This window comes from Bacillus sp. N12A5, from assembly GCF_026790125.1.
Taxonomy (GTDB): domain Bacteria; phylum Bacillota; class Bacilli; order Bacillales; family Bacillaceae; genus Bacillus.
The window spans coordinates 1-15,326 of the sequence record NZ_JALAMR010000014.1; the positions used below are offsets into that span (position 1 = coordinate 1).

At 43.0% G+C, this 15,326-nt stretch carries 15 protein-coding genes and 1 other annotated feature; all 15 genes read left to right on the plus strand.

The features are described from left to right. Window positions 1–225 precede the first annotated feature (225 nt). The 15 genes from ctsR to rae1 all read left to right on the plus strand — a co-directional run bounded on the left by ctsR (window position 226) and on the right by rae1 (window position 15,317). Entirely contained in the window at window positions 226–690 is a 465-nt protein-coding gene (ctsR, locus tag MOC09_RS14990) for a transcriptional regulator CtsR (RefSeq protein WP_014475590.1), read from the plus strand. A 13-nt stretch (window positions 691–703) separates the two neighbouring features. After that, window positions 704–1,261 (plus strand): protein-arginine kinase activator protein McsA, encoded by a 558-nt coding sequence (mcsA, locus tag MOC09_RS14995; protein ID WP_268371007.1) that lies wholly within the window; start codon window positions 704–706, stop codon window positions 1,259–1,261. Next, window positions 1,261–2,352, plus strand: a complete 1,092-nt coding sequence (locus MOC09_RS15000) for a protein arginine kinase (protein ID WP_061188087.1) — start codon at window positions 1,261–1,263, stop codon at window positions 2,350–2,352. The genes mcsA and MOC09_RS15000 overlap by 1 nt, the downstream gene beginning before the upstream one ends. Beyond that, window positions 2,349–4,781 (plus strand): ATP-dependent protease ATP-binding subunit ClpC, encoded by a 2,433-nt coding sequence (clpC, locus tag MOC09_RS15005; protein WP_268362008.1) that lies wholly within the window; start codon window positions 2,349–2,351, stop codon window positions 4,779–4,781. Before MOC09_RS15000 ends, clpC begins: the two co-directional genes overlap by 4 nt. Before the next feature lie 91 nt (window positions 4,782–4,872). Further along, window positions 4,873–6,249 (plus strand): DNA repair protein RadA, encoded by a 1,377-nt coding sequence (radA, locus tag MOC09_RS15010; protein WP_268371009.1) that lies wholly within the window; start codon window positions 4,873–4,875, stop codon window positions 6,247–6,249. Window positions 6,250–6,252: 3 nt separating this feature from the next. Further along, complete coding sequence (gene disA, locus MOC09_RS15015) at window positions 6,253–7,335, plus strand: DNA integrity scanning diadenylate cyclase DisA (RefSeq protein ID WP_268371011.1); 1,083 nt, start codon at window positions 6,253–6,255, stop codon at window positions 7,333–7,335. Between the two features lie 115 nt (window positions 7,336–7,450). Then, window positions 7,451–8,551, plus strand: coding sequence for a PIN/TRAM domain-containing protein (locus tag MOC09_RS15020; RefSeq protein ID WP_268362010.1), 1,101 nt, complete (start codon window positions 7,451–7,453; stop codon window positions 8,549–8,551). Between the two features lie 14 nt (window positions 8,552–8,565). Beyond that, entirely contained in the window at window positions 8,566–9,264 is a 699-nt protein-coding gene (ispD, locus tag MOC09_RS15025; protein ID WP_268362011.1) for a 2-C-methyl-D-erythritol 4-phosphate cytidylyltransferase, read from the plus strand. Next, a complete protein-coding gene (ispF, locus tag MOC09_RS15030; RefSeq protein WP_014475594.1) occupies window positions 9,257–9,733 on the plus strand; it encodes a 2-C-methyl-D-erythritol 2,4-cyclodiphosphate synthase in 477 nt (158 codons plus the stop codon). The genes ispD and ispF overlap by 8 nt, the downstream gene beginning before the upstream one ends. Window positions 9,734–9,823: 90 nt before the next feature. Beyond that, the gene (gene gltX / locus MOC09_RS15035; protein ID WP_268362014.1) at window positions 9,824–11,275 is read left to right on the plus strand and encodes a glutamate--tRNA ligase; all 1,452 of its coding nucleotides are present in this window, start codon (window positions 9,824–9,826) and stop codon (window positions 11,273–11,275) included. 2 nt (window positions 11,276–11,277) lie between these two features. Beyond that, window positions 11,278–11,509: a binding site (T-box leader), on the plus strand. 70 nt (window positions 11,510–11,579) lie between these two features. Next, window positions 11,580–12,233 (plus strand): serine O-acetyltransferase, encoded by a 654-nt coding sequence (gene cysE, locus MOC09_RS15040; RefSeq protein ID WP_003225749.1) that lies wholly within the window; start codon window positions 11,580–11,582, stop codon window positions 12,231–12,233. Further along, window positions 12,230–13,630 carry a cysteine--tRNA ligase gene (cysS, locus tag MOC09_RS15045; protein WP_268362016.1) on the plus strand — a complete coding sequence of 467 codons (1,401 nt, stop codon included), beginning with the start codon at window positions 12,230–12,232 and terminating at the stop codon, window positions 13,628–13,630. Before cysE ends, cysS begins: the two co-directional genes overlap by 4 nt. 3 nt (window positions 13,631–13,633) lie before the next feature. Then, complete coding sequence (locus tag MOC09_RS15050) at window positions 13,634–14,065, plus strand: mini-ribonuclease 3 (RefSeq protein WP_268371013.1); 432 nt, start codon at window positions 13,634–13,636, stop codon at window positions 14,063–14,065. After that, window positions 14,049–14,798 (plus strand): 23S rRNA (guanosine(2251)-2'-O)-methyltransferase RlmB, encoded by a 750-nt coding sequence (gene rlmB / locus MOC09_RS15055; RefSeq protein ID WP_268362019.1) that lies wholly within the window; start codon window positions 14,049–14,051, stop codon window positions 14,796–14,798. The genes MOC09_RS15050 and rlmB overlap by 17 nt, the downstream gene beginning before the upstream one ends. A 6-nt stretch (window positions 14,799–14,804) precedes the next feature. Further along, the gene (rae1, locus tag MOC09_RS15060; protein WP_268362022.1) at window positions 14,805–15,317 is read left to right on the plus strand and encodes a ribosome-dependent mRNA decay endonuclease Rae1/YacP; all 513 of its coding nucleotides are present in this window, start codon (window positions 14,805–14,807) and stop codon (window positions 15,315–15,317) included. Window positions 15,318–15,326 lie beyond the last annotated feature (9 nt).

A 15,326-nucleotide genomic window follows, 5' to 3' on the forward strand; every position in this document is an offset into this window, starting at 1 on the left:
TCATTGAGCTGGGTTTTTTGTATTCTGGTTTATTGGTATCATAAAACTTCATTTAATTGTATAATATAATAACTTTACACTCAATTTTAAATCGGCAATCAGGTTTTATGGGCCGGGAAAATGGAAATAATAAAGGATAGAGCGAGAAAGTTGAAAATTCTCGAGAAACGCCTTATAGTAAGATTAAAGTCAAATATAGTCAAAGTCAGTAAAGGAGGGGGTTGAGTGGGACATAATATTTCTGACATCATTGAACAATATTTAAAACAAGTGTTAGATCAAAACGGTAAGGAAATTTTAGAAATTAAACGAAGTGAAATTGCAGATAAATTTCAATGCGTTCCTTCCCAAATAAATTATGTCATCAACACCAGATTTACAAGCGAGAGAGGATATATTGTTGAAAGTAAACGCGGGGGCGGCGGTTACATCAGAATCATTAAAATTAAAATGAACAATGAAGTTGTCCTGATCAATAATATTATTTCTCAAATTAATACCCATTTATCTCAAGCAGCCTCTGACGACATTATTTTAAGGCTATTAGAAGACAAGGTGATTTCAGAAAGAGAAGCAAAAATGATGGTCAGCGTGATGGACCGCTCTGTATTACACATTGACTTGCCTGAACGTGATGAATTAAGAGCGAGAATGATGAAGGCTATGCTGACTTCTTTAAAATTAAAATAAGCGGGTGAAAAGATTGATTTGTCAAGAGTGCCACGAGAGACCAGCCACTTTTCACTTTACAAAGGTTGTTAACGGAGAAAAAATAGAAGTTCATATTTGTGAACAATGTGCCAAAGAAAATAGTGATTCATATGGTATAAGTGCAAATCAAGGTTTCTCTATTCATAATTTACTTTCGGGTTTGCTGAACATGGATTCTTCATTCCAAAAAGCAGGAACTCAAATGTTCAGTCACTCGGAGCAAATATCTGCGTGTCCGAAATGCGGAATGACCTTTCAGCAATTTAGGAAAATCGGCCGTTTTGGATGTTCTGAATGTTATAAAACATTTCAGACCAACATTACACCTATCTTACGCAAAGTGCACAGCGGAAACACTGTGCATGCTGGAAAAATACCAAAACGTATAGGCGGTAATCTCCATGTCAGACGGCAGATTGAAATGCTGAAAAGAGAATTAGAATCCTTAATCCATCAAGAAGAATTTGAAACCGCAGCTCATGTGAGAGATCAAATCCGTTCATTAGAACAATCACTCAAAAGTACAGATAGTGAGGAGGAACAGGAGTAATGTCGCTCAAGCATTTTATTCAGGACGCACTAAGCAGTTGGATGAAGCAGAAAGGACCTGAAAGTGACATTGTACTCAGCAGCCGCATACGTTTAGCTAGGAACTTTGAACATATAAGATTTCCTACGCGGTATTCCAATGAAGAAGCCTCATCCATCATACAACAATTTGAAGATCAGTTTTCTGAACAAGAAATTCCCGGAATCGGCAAATTTGTTTTGATTAGAATGAATGATGCACAGCCTTTAGAAAAGCGTGTACTTGTTGAAAAGCATCTCATCAGTCCGAATCTGACAGAGTCTCCTTTCGGCGGCTGTTTGCTTTCTGAAAATGAGGAAGTAAGCGTCATGTTAAATGAGGAGGATCATATTAGAATTCAATGTCTTTTTCCTGGGTTTCAGCTCTTAGAGGCAATGAAGGCCGCAAATCAGGTCGATGACTGGATTGAAGAAAAAGTTGATTATGCATTCAATGAGCAAAGAGGATACTTAACCAGTTGTCCTACAAATGTAGGTACGGGTCTAAGGGCTTCAGTCATGATGCATCTGCCGGCACTGGTTTTAACTAGGCAAATAAATCGAATTATACCGGCAATTAATCAATTAGGCTTAGTTGTTAGAGGAATTTATGGGGAAGGCAGCGAAGCAGTAGGGAATATCTTTCAAATTTCAAATCAGATCACGCTTGGCAAGTCAGAGCAGGATATTGTGGATGACCTTAACAGTGTTGCTGCCCAGCTGATTGAACAAGAACGATCTGCCCGAGAAGCGCTTTATCAAACCTCTAAGATTGAGCTTGAGGATAAGGTGTATCGGTCTTATGGGGTCTTGTCCAATTGCCGGATGATAGAATCGAAAGAAACTGCAAAGTGCCTTTCAGATGTCCGGTTAGGCATAGATCTAGGAATTATTAAAGGACTTTCAAGCAATATACTTAACGAACTAATGATTTTGACACAGCCAGGATTTTTACAGCAGTACTCGGGAGGCGCTTTGCGTCCGAATGAAAGGGACATTCGAAGAGCGGCTCTCATCAGAGAACGGCTTCACTTAGAAATGAACGGGAAAAGACAGGAGGATGAATCGATATGATGTTTGGAAGATTTACAGAACGAGCTCAAAAAGTATTGGCGCTTGCACAGGAAGAAGCACTTCGTCTCGGTCATAATAACATTGGCACTGAGCATATTTTATTAGGACTGGTACGAGAAGGAGAAGGAATTGCTGCTAAAGCTCTTCAAGCGCTTGGGCTTGGTTCAGATAAAATTCAAAAAGAAGTTGAAAGTTTAATCGGCCGCGGACAGGAAATGTCTCAAACGATTCATTATACTCCAAGAGCTAAAAAAGTCATTGAGCTTTCAATGGATGAGGCAAGAAAACTCGGTCATTCTTATGTAGGAACAGAACATATTCTTCTTGGCCTGATTCGCGAGGGTGAAGGCGTTGCTGCAAGAGTTCTGAATAACCTCGGTGTCAGCTTAAATAAGGCAAGACAGCAAGTGCTCCAGCTTCTTGGAAGCAATGAAACAGGTTCATCAGCGGCAGGAACAAACAGCAATGCGAATACGCCTACGCTTGACAGCTTGGCAAGAGACTTAACTGCTATTGCGAAGGAAGACAGTCTTGATCCTGTTATCGGCAGAAGCAAGGAAATCCAGCGTGTAATCGAAGTGCTAAGCCGCAGAACGAAAAACAATCCTGTTCTCATTGGTGAACCAGGTGTAGGTAAAACAGCTATCGCAGAGGGTTTGGCACAGCAAATTATTAATAATGAAGTTCCGGAAATCTTGCGCGATAAACGCGTGATGACGTTAGACATGGGAACAGTAGTTGCCGGCACAAAATATCGCGGGGAATTTGAGGACCGCCTGAAGAAGGTCATGGATGAAATTCGCCAGGCAGGAAACATCATACTCTTCATTGATGAGCTTCATACATTGATTGGAGCGGGCGGAGCAGAAGGTGCAATTGATGCATCTAACATTTTAAAACCTTCACTTGCTCGCGGCGAACTTCAATGTATCGGAGCGACAACTCTTGACGAGTACCGTAAATATATTGAAAAAGATGCTGCGTTGGAACGGCGTTTTCAGCCGATCCAGGTTGATCAGCCATCTGTAGATGAAAGTATTCAAATTTTAAAAGGTCTGCGTGACAGATACGAAGCTCATCACCGCGTTTCAATTACTGATGATGCCATTGAAGCTGCGGTTAAGCTTTCTGACAGATATATTTCTGATCGCTTCCTTCCGGACAAAGCCATTGACTTGATCGATGAAGCGGGCTCAAAGGTGAGACTTCGCTCCTTTACAACGCCTCCTAATTTAAAAGAGCTTGAACAGAAGCTTGATGAGGTTCGCAAAGAGAAGGACGCGGCAGTACAAAGCCAGGAGTTTGAAAAAGCTGCTTCCCTGCGTGATACTGAGCAGCGTCTGCGCGAGCAAGTAGAGGATACGAAGAAATCATGGAAAGAGAAGCAAGGGCAGGAAAACTCAGAGGTTACTGTTGATGATATTGCGATGGTTGTCTCCAGCTGGACTGGGGTGCCTGTATCGAAAATCGCTCAAACTGAAACAGATAAGCTTCTCAATATGGAAAGCATTCTTCACTCCCGTGTTATCGGCCAGGATGAGGCAGTTGTAGCTGTTGCAAAAGCAGTCAGACGTGCAAGAGCAGGGTTAAAAGACCCTAAACGCCCAATCGGCTCATTCATTTTTTTAGGCCCTACAGGCGTAGGCAAAACAGAGCTTGCGCGCGCACTTGCTGAATCTATTTTCGGCGATGAAGAATCCATGATTAGAATTGATATGTCTGAATACATGGAAAAACACTCTACTTCAAGACTTGTCGGTTCACCTCCGGGATATGTGGGATACGACGAAGGCGGCCAATTAACAGAGAAAGTCAGAAGAAAACCTTACTCTGTTGTGCTTCTTGATGAGATTGAGAAAGCGCACCCTGACGTATTCAATATTTTATTGCAAGTTCTTGAAGACGGACGATTGACTGATTCTAAAGGGCGTACAGTCGATTTCCGCAATACCATTCTGATCATGACGTCAAACGTCGGAGCAAGTGAGCTGAAACGCAATAAATATGTCGGCTTTAACGTTCAGGATGAGACGCAAAATCATAAAGACATGAAAGATAAAGTGATGGGTGAGCTGAAACGTGCATTCAGACCGGAGTTCATCAACCGTATCGATGAAATCATCGTCTTCCATTCACTTGAGAAAAAACATCTCACTGAAATCGTGTCATTAATGTCTGATCAATTAACGAAACGCCTGAAAGAACAGGATCTTTCTATCGAATTGACAGATGCTGCAAAAGCGAAAGTCGCGGAAGAGGGCGTAGACTTGGAATACGGTGCCCGTCCGTTAAGAAGAGCGATCCAAAAACATGTCGAGGATCGTTTATCTGAAGAACTCCTTAGAGGAAATATTCATAAAGGACAGCATATTGTTCTCGATGTAGAAGATGGCGAATTTGTCGTAAAAACGACTGCCAAAACGAATTAATATAGAAGACGGAAATGAGGCATACAGCATGTAAGTGTATGCCTCACTTTCATATCAAGAAATAGAACAAGGGAGAGGTCTTACACTATATATGGCTAAAACAAAATCGAAATTCATCTGCCAATCCTGCGGTTACGAGTCTCCAAAATGGATGGGGAAATGTCCGGGCTGCGGTGCTTGGAATACCATGGTGGAAGAAATGATTAAAAAAGCACCGGCCAATCGGAGAGCGGCTTTTTCTCATTCTGTTCAAACTGTACAGAAACCTTCACCTATTACATCAATCGAAACATCAGAAGAACCCCGAGTAAAAACCCAGCTTGGCGAATTTAACAGAGTGCTCGGCGGGGGCGTTGTTAAAGGGTCCCTCGTTTTAATCGGCGGCGATCCCGGTATCGGAAAGTCAACGTTATTACTGCAGGTTTCCGCTCAATTATCAGATTCATCGAATAGTGTACTGTATATTTCGGGAGAAGAATCAGTCAAACAAACGAAACTGAGAGCAGACCGTCTCGGCATAAATAATGCGTCGCTGCACGTTTTATCTGAAACCGATATGGAGTATATTTCGTCTGCTATACAAGAGATGAATCCATCATTTGTTGTTGTTGACTCTATTCAAACGGTTTACCAAAGCGATATCACATCAGCTCCGGGCAGTGTGTCACAGGTCAGAGAATGTACGGCTGAGCTGATGAAAATTGCAAAAACAAAAGGCATTCCGATTTTTATCGTAGGGCACGTGACGAAAGAAGGGTCTATTGCAGGTCCGAGACTGTTGGAGCATATGGTTGACACTGTTTTATATTTTGAAGGTGAACGTCATCATACGTTCCGTATTTTGCGGGCTGTAAAAAACCGTTTCGGATCAACAAACGAAATGGGCATTTTCGAAATGCGGGAAGAGGGGCTCACAGAGGTTATGAATCCTTCAGAAATTTTCTTGGAAGAACGCTCTGCGGGTTCTGCAGGCTCGAGCATAACAGCTTCTATGGAAGGCACAAGACCGATTCTCGTTGAAATCCAGGCGCTCATCTCGCCAACAAGCTTTGGCAATCCGCGGCGTATGGCAACGGGAATAGACCATAACAGGGTTTCACTGTTAATGGCTGTATTAGAAAAAAGAGTCGGGCTGCTGCTGCAAAATCAGGATGCTTATTTGAAAGTGGCCGGCGGCGTTAAGCTTGATGAACCGGCAATTGACCTTGCTATCGCGATCAGTATCGCGTCAAGCTTTAGAGATACACCTCCAAATCCTGCAGATTGTTTTATAGGAGAAGTGGGATTAACCGGAGAGGTCCGGCGGGTTTCAAGAATTGAACAGCGTGTAAAAGAAGCGGCTAAGCTTGGTTTTAAACGCATGATCATACCCGCAGCAAATCTGGATGGATGGACAAAACCAAAAGGGATTGAGGTTATCGGAGTAGCAAATGTTGCAGAGGCGCTTCGTACTTCATTAGGAGGATAATAGATGGAAAAAGAGAAAAAAGGGGCGAAACACGAGTTAGACCTGTCATCTATATTGCAGTTTGTTGCTCCGGGTACACCGCTCAGAGCGGGAATGGAAAACGTCTTGAGAGCAAATACAGGCGGTCTGATTGTTGTTGGATATAACGATAAAGTAAAAGAAGTGGTCGACGGCGGCTTTCACATCAACACGGCTTTTTCTCCGGCCCATTTATATGAGCTGGCTAAAATGGATGGGGCGATCATTTTAAGTGATTCAGGCCAAAAAATCCTCTACGCCAATACACAACTGATGCCGGATGCCACAATTTCTTCGTCAGAAACAGGAATGCGGCACCGCACTGCCGAAAGAGTAGCTAAGCAAACTGGCTGTCTCGTGATCGCTATTTCAGAAAGAAGAAATGTTATAACGTTATATCAGGAAAACATGAAGTATACACTAAAAGATATAGGCTTTATTTTAACCAAAGCGAACCAAGCCATTCAAACACTTGAAAAATATAAAACAATCCTCGACAAAACAATTAACGCACTGAATGCATTAGAGTTTGAGGAGCTTGTCACCTTCAGCGATGTCTTGTCTGTCATGCACCGTTATGAAATGGTGCTGCGAATCAAAAACGAAATCAACATGTATATCAAAGAACTGGGGACAGAAGGCCATCTGATCAAACTGCAAGTCATTGAATTGATTACGGATATGGAAGAAGAGGCCGCATTATTTATTAAGGATTATGTGAAAGAAAAAATCAAAGATCCATTTGTTCTCTTGAAAGAGCTGCAGGACATGTCCAGTTATGATCTGCTTGATGATTCCATTGTTTATAAGCTGCTCGGTTATCCAGCTTCTACAAATCTTGATGATTATGTATTGCCTAGAGGATACAGGCTGTTAAATAAAATACCGCGTCTTCCGCTGCCGATTGTTGAAAATGTTGTAGAAGCATTCGGAGTCCTTCCAAGGATTATTGAGGCGAGTGCAGAAGAATTAGATGAAGTAGAGGGAATCGGTGAAGTACGAGCCCAAAAGATCAAAAAAGGACTAAAACGCCTGCAAGAGAAGCATTATTTAGACAGACAGCTGTGATTTCGGTTAAAACCTTATGAATACGGGTATATTAATGATGGTTTTTGTTTATTCTGATATTCGTAGGATGCATAAAACCTTGTGAAATAAAATGTTAAAAAAGGAGGTGGGGGGTATGTTAAAACGAATAGTTCAGGCGTTCTTCATTATCTTTGGCGGCGTTGTTGGTATATTTTTAATACCTGAATTGTTTGTACTGTTAAGTTTACAGGACATACCTTTAATAACAAACGCATATACGTCTGCGGCAATAGGTGCAATTATCTTTTTTCTCATCAGTATATGGGGTACAGATTACGTTGTGAACTGGGTGAAGTGGATAGAGGATTCATTGTTAAAAGCGCCGGTTCCAGATTTGTTATTTGGAAGTCTTGGCCTAGTTTTTGGACTTATAATCGCTTATCTTATCGTAAATGTTATTCCTTTAGACAATATACCTTACCGCATATTCAGTACAATTATCCCTGTATTTTTAGCATTCTTCCTCGGTTATCTCGGCTTCCAGGTGGGCTTTAAGAAAAAGGATGAACTGATCAACCTGTTCTCTATTTCCTCCAGAATGCAAAAGAAAAAAGGAACAGCCGATGAAGAACACGAGGTTCAGGACAAGAAGCTGAAAATTTTGGACACAAGTGTTATTATTGATGGAAGAATAGCAGATATTTGTCAGACTGGTTTTTTAGAAGGAGTTATCGTGATTCCGCAGTTTGTCCTTGAGGAATTGCAGCATATTGCTGACTCTTCAGATGTTTTAAAACGAAACAGAGGACGCCGCGGCCTTGATATCCTGAATCGCATTCAAAAGGAATTAGACATTGAAGTTGAGATTTACGAAGGCGACTTTGAAGATATACAGGAGGTTGACAGCAAGCTCGTCAAACTCGCTAAGCTGACTTCCGGGGTCGTCGTGACAAATGATTTTAATTTAAATAAAGTATGCGAGCTTCAGAAGGTAGCAGTATTAAACATTAATGACCTTGCCAATGCAGTTAAGCCTGTTGTGCTTCCTGGCGAGGAAATGAATGTTCAGGTCATTAAGGACGGGAAAGAGCATAATCAGGGAGTTGCCTACTTGGATGACGGTACGATGATTGTCGTTGAAGAAGGACGCAATTATATCGGCAAGCATATTGATGTACTCGTTACAAGTGTGCTGCAGACAGCAGCGGGACGAATGATTTTTGCTAAGCCTAAGCTGTTGGAGAAGGCGCTGTAAAGGGAGAAAAAACAATGAGTTATGATGTGGTCATTCCTGCAGCCGGACAGGGAAAACGGATGAAAGCAGGGAGAAATAAACTGTTCATTGAGCTGAAAGGAGATCCGGTGATCATTCACACGTTAAGAGTGTTTGACAGCCACCGGCCGTGTGAAAAAATCATTTTGGTGATTAACGAGCGCGAGCGGGAGCACTTTCAGCAATTGCTCACCGACTATCCGTTTCAAACCGCTATTGAGCTTGTGGCAGGCGGAGATGAACGCCAGCACAGTGTGTATAAGGGGCTGAAAGCCGTGAAACAAGAAAAGATAGTCCTTGTTCACGACGGCGCCCGGCCTTTTATAAAGCATAAACAAATTGACGAACTAATCGCTGAAGCGGAACAGACAGGAGCGGCTATCCTCGCTGTCCCGGTAAAAGATACGATTAAACGCGTTCAAGATCTCCAAGTCAGTGAGACGATTGAACGTTCAAGCTTGTGGGCTGTCCAAACGCCACAAGCTTTTCGTCTTTCTTTATTGATGAAGGCACATGCTGAGGCCGAGCACAAGGGATTTTTAGGGACGGATGACGCCAGTCTCGTTGAACAGATGGAAGGCGGTTCGGTCCGTGTTGTAGAAGGCAGCTATACAAATATTAAGCTGACGACACCAGACGATTTGACGTCAGCTGAAGCTATCATGGAATCAGAAAGTGGGAATAAACATGTTTAGAATTGGACAAGGATTTGATGTGCATCAATTAGTGGAGGGCCGTCCTTTGATTATTGGCGGAATTGAAATCCCTTATGAAAAAGGGCTGCTCGGCCATTCTGATGCGGACGTATTGCTGCATACCGTCGCTGACGCCTGCCTCGGAGCTGTGGGAGAAGGCGACATCGGCAAGCATTTTCCTGATACGGATCCTGAGTTCAAGGACGCTGACTCTTTCAAATTACTTCAGCATGTCTGGGGGATTGTGAAACAGAAGGGATATGTCCTTGGAAACATTGACTGCACCATCATTGCGCAGAAGCCGAAGATGCTGCCGTATATAGAAGATATGAGAAAAAGAATTGCTGAAGGGCTTGAGGCAGAGGTTTCTCAAGTGAATGTAAAAGCAACAACGACAGAAAAGCTTGGATTTACAGGCCGAGCGGAAGGAATAGCGGCTCAGGCGACAGTGCTGATACAAAAAGGCTAACTTGTTTTGATGCCGGGTCTATTTGGTGGTAGAATAGATTCATACATTTTTGCATGAGGCCATACATGACATGAAAGGAAGTATTTGAAAATGGGAAACGAAGTACGCGTCCGTTATGCACCGAGTCCAACCGGACATTTGCATATTGGAAATGCCAGAACGGCGCTTTTTAATTATTTATTTGCCCGCAATCAAGGCGGTAAGTTCATTATTCGTGTTGAGGACACTGATAAAAAGCGCAACATTGAGGGCGGAGAACAAAGCCAGCTGAATTATCTGAAGTGGCTTGGTATCGACTGGGATGAGAGTGTGGATGTCGGCGGTGAGTACGGCCCATACCGTCAGTCAGAGCGTAATGATATCTACAAAGTGTACTATGAAGAGCTTCTTGAAAAAGGGCTTGCTTATAAATGTTACTGTACGGAAGAAGAGCTTGAAAAAGAGCGTGAAGAACAGATTGCCCGCGGAGAAATGCCGCGTTATTCCGGAAAACACAGAAATCTGACTCAGGAAGAACAGGAGAAGTTTATTGCTGAAGGCAGAAAACCAAGTATTCGTTTCCGCGTGCCGGAAGGAAAAGTGATTGCCTTTAACGATATCGTAAAAGGTGAAATTTCTTTCGAATCAGATGGCATTGGCGACTTTGTTATTGTGAAAAAGGACGGAACGCCGACTTACAACTTCGCGGTAGCTATTGATGACTACTTAATGAAAATGACACACGTGCTGCGCGGTGAGGATCATATTTCTAACACACCGAAACAGATTATGATTTATCAAGCATTCGGATGGGATATTCCTCAGTTCGGACACATGACGCTGATCGTAAATGAAAGCCGTAAAAAGCTCAGCAAACGCGATGAGTCCATTATTCAATTCATTGAGCAGTATAAAGAGCTTGGCTACTTGCCAGAAGCGCTGTTCAACTTTATCGGCCTGCTTGGCTGGTCACCGGTTGGAGAAGAAGAGCTTTTCACTAAAGAACAGTTTATTGACATTTTTGATGTAAACCGTTTATCTAAATCACCAGCTTTGTTTGATATGCATAAGCTAAAATGGGTTAACAACCAATACGTGAAGAAGCTGGATCTTGATCAGGTTGTTGAACTTACTCTGCCGCATTTGCAAAAAGCCGGCAAAGTAGGCACTGAGCTTTCTGCTGAAGAACAAGAATGGGTTCGTAAACTGATTTCCCTGTATCATGAGCAATTAAGCTACGGTGCGGAAATTGTTGAGTTGACTGATTTGTTCTTTACGGATGAGATCGAGTATAATCAAGAGGCGAAAGCTGTTCTGGAAGAAGAACAGGTTCCTGAAGTGCTCAGCGCATTCGCTGCAAAGCTTGAAGAGCTTGAGGAGTTCACTCCGGATAACATCAAAGCAGCAATCAAAGCAGTGCAGAAAGAAACTGGCCATAAAGGGAAAAAACTGTTTATGCCGATCCGTGTCGCTGTAACAGGGCAAACTCACGGTCCGGAACTGCCGCAATCAATTGAATTGATCGGTAAAGAGACTGCAATTCAGCGTTTAAAAAACATCTAAATAGATGATTGTTGACAGGGAAGAGTATAAAGCTTAAGGCCATTACAGAAAGGATCTTCATTGGCTGAGAGAGATCCATGAGCCGGGTTTTAGAAGTGCGCCCTTAAGACCTTTGAAGAACGTTTTTTCAAAATCAGTATTCAAAGGCGGCCGCCGCCGTTACAGGCTGAAGTTGGGAGAGCAGAAGTCTGCTTTTCAAACAGAGTGGAACCGCGCGGTTAAAGCGTCTCTGTCATGTTTTCATGCAGAGGCGCTTTTTTTATTGGGTGAAGAGGAAATCAGATAGAGAAATGGGGGGAAGCATGTGTTTTTTAGAATGCTCAAAGAAGACATTGATACTGTGTTCGATCAAGATCCTGCAGCAAGAAGCTATTTTGAAGTGATTTTAACTTATTCCGGTTTACATGCTATATGGGCGCATCGGATTGCACATGCTTTATATAAACGAAAATTTTATTTCCTTGCACGCCTTATATCTCAGGTAAGCCGATTTTTTACCGGAATAGAAATACACCCCGGCGCTACAATCGGGAGAAGATTTTTCATAGACCATGGTATGGGGGTTGTCATTGGGGAGACATGTGAAATCGGCAATAACGTAACCGTTTTTCAGGGGGTTACCCTCGGGGGAACGGGGAAAGAAAAGGGAAAAAGGCACCCAACCATTAAAGATGACGCATTGATAGCCACAGGTGCTAAAGTGCTCGGTTCAATTACTGTCGGTGAGGGCTCAAAGATTGGCGCTGGATCAGTAGTGCTGCACGATGTTCCTGATTTTTCAACAGTTGTCGGCATCCCTGGACGGGTCGTTGTACAAAATGGGAAAAAAGTAAGACGCGATTTAAACCACCAGGATTTGCCCGATCCGGTTGCTGATCGCTTTAAGTCTTTGGAACAGCAGATTTTAGAGCTGAAGGCAGAACTTGAAGACAGAAAAGAAAGGATCAATCAAAAATGACAATCACACTTTATAATACATTGACTAGACAGAAGGAAACGTTTGTTCCTCTTGAAGAGGGGAAAGTAAAAATGTACGTGTGCGGACCGACGGTTTACAATTACATTCACATTGGGAACGCACGTCCGGCTATCGTTTACGATACGATTCGAAACTATCTGGAGTATAAAGGCTATGATGTGCAATACGTCTCTAACTTTACTGATGTAGACGATAAATTAATTAAAGCGGCAAATGAACTTGGTGAGGATGTACCTACCATTTCAGAGCGTTTTATTAAAGCATACTTTGAAGATGTAGGTGCGCTCGGCTGCCGAAAAGCCGATCTTCATCCGCGAGTGATGGAAAACATGGATGCGATTATCGAATTCGTAGATCAGCTCGTGAAAAAGGGTTACGCTTATGAATCAGAAGGCGACGTTTATTTCAAAACAAGAGCATTTGAAGGATACGGAAAGCTTTCTCAGCAATCAATTGATGAACTGAGATCAGGTGCACGCATCCGGGTCGGCGAGAAAAAAGAAGATGCTCTTGATTTCGCGCTGTGGAAAGCGGCGAAAGAAGGAGAAATCTCTTGGGATAGCCCTTGGGGAAAAGGACGTCCGGGCTGGCACATTGAATGCTCAGCGATGGTGAAAAAGTATCTGGGTGACCAGATTGATATCCATGCGGGCGGACAGGATTTAACCTTCCCGCACCATGAAAACGAAATTGCACAATCTGAGGCGCTGACAGGCAAAACGTTTGCGAAATACTGGCTCCATAATGGCTATATCAATATTGATAACGAAAAAATGTCAAAATCACTAGGCAACTTTGTGCTTGTGCATGACATCATTAAACAGCATGATCCGCAGCTTTTGAGATTCTTTATGCTTTCGGTTCATTATCGTCATCCGATTAACTATTCTGAAGAACTTCTGGAGAATACAAAAAGCGCGTTTAACCGTTTAAAAACGGCGTACAGCAACCTTCAGCACCGTCTGAACAGCAGTACGAATTTAACGGAAGATGACGATCAATGGCTGGAGAAGGTCGAAGAGCACCGCAAAGCATTCGAAGAAGCGATGGACGATGATTTTAATACGGCGAATGCCATTTCTGTCTTGTTCGACTTAGCGAAGCATGCCAATTACTATCTTCAGAAAGATCATACGGCTGATCATGTGATTAAGGCGTTTATTGAAATGTTTGACCGCATTGTTTCTGTCCTCGGGTTTTCATTGGGTGAGCAGGAGCTGCTCGATCAAGAGATTGAAGACTTAATCGAAAAAAGAAATGAAGCGCGCCGGAATCGCGATTTTGCATTGTCAGATCAGATCCGCGACCAGCTGAAAAGCATGAATATCATTCTTGAAGATACGGCTCAAGGCACTCGCTGGAAACGGGGAGAATAACGAATGCTTGATTTTGAGACGATAAAAGATTCAAAGCAGCTTAACGGTCTTGCACTTGCTTATATAGGTGATGCCATTTTTGAAGTGTATGTCAGGCATCACCTGCTTAAGCAGGGTTTTACCAAACCAAATGATCTTCATAAGAAATCTAGCCGGATCGTTTCGGCAAAGTCACAGGCTGAGATCCTTTTCTTTCTGCAGGATCAATCATTTTTTACGGTAGAAGAGGAAGCGGTGCTGAAAAGAGGCAGAAATGCCAAGTCGGGAACAACACCTAAAAATACAGATGTTCAGACGTACCGCTATAGTACAGCATTTGAAGCGCTGCTGGGCTACCTTTTTCTAGAGAAAAAAGAGGAAAGACTTAGTCAGCTCGTTGCCGAAGCCATACAATTCGGGACGTCAGGGAGGAAAACTAATGAGTCAGCAACATGATTACGTCATAGGGAAAAATGCAGTGATCGAGACGTTAAAGTCAGATCGTAAGCTGTATAAGCTGTGGATGGCGGAAAACACCGTAAAGGGGCAAGCACAGCAGGTGATTGAACTTGCGAAAAAGCAGGGAATTACAATTCAATATGTCCCGAGAAAAAAACTCGACCAAATGGTGACAGGGCAGCATCAAGGCGTAGTGGCACAGGTTGCAGCGTATGAATATGCGGAGCTGGATGATTTATATAAAGCAGCCGAAGAAAGAAATGAACAGCCTTTCATCCTCATTCTGGACGAGCTTGAAGACCCTCATAATCTTGGCTCCATTATGAGAACAGCTGATGCGGTCGGCGCCCATGGCATCGTGATTCCAAAACGGAGAGCTGTCGGGCTGACAACAACAGTGGCAAAAGCTTCAACAGGGGCAATTGAGCACATTCCTGTAGCAAGAGTCACTAATTTAGCACGGACGTTAGAAGAGATGAAAGAGCGGGGAATCTGGGTTGTCGGAACGGATGCATCCGCGCGTGAAGATTACCGCAATATGGACGGCAATATGCCTTTGGCTTTAGTCATTGGAAGTGAAGGAAAAGGGATGGGCCGTCTCGTTAAAGAAAAATGTGATTTTCTCATTAAACTCCCGATGGCCGGGAAGGTAACTTCACTGAATGCATCTGTCGCGGCTGGTCTATTGATGTATGAAGTCTACCGGAAACGAAACCCTTTGGGAGAATAAAGACCCATGGATATCCTGTTAGTAGACGGATACAACATGATTGGAGCCTGGCCGCAGCTGAAGGATTTAAAAGCGAACAGTTTTGAAGAGGCGCGAGACGTACTGATTCAGAAAATGGCGGAATATCAATCGTATACAGGAAACAGGGTGATTGTTGTTTTTGACGCACATCTCGTTAAAGGGCTTGAGAAAAAACAGACCAACCACAGAGTTGAAGTGATTTTCACAAAAGAAAATGAGACGGCTGATGAGCGGATAGAAAAGCTTGCTCAGGCTTTGAATAATGTGGCGACTCAAATTCATGTTGCGACCTCTGACTACACTGAGCAGTGGGCGATTTTCGGACAAGGGGCATTGCGGAAATCGGCCCGGGAGCTTTTGAGAGAGGTAGAAGCAATTGAAAGGCGAATAGAGAGACGAGTAAGGAAAATCACTTCCGAAAAGCCGGCGGGTAAAATTGCTTTATCGGAAGAGGTTTTGAAAACGTTTGAAAAGTGGAGGCGTGGGGACTTAGATTAAGTTGACGCT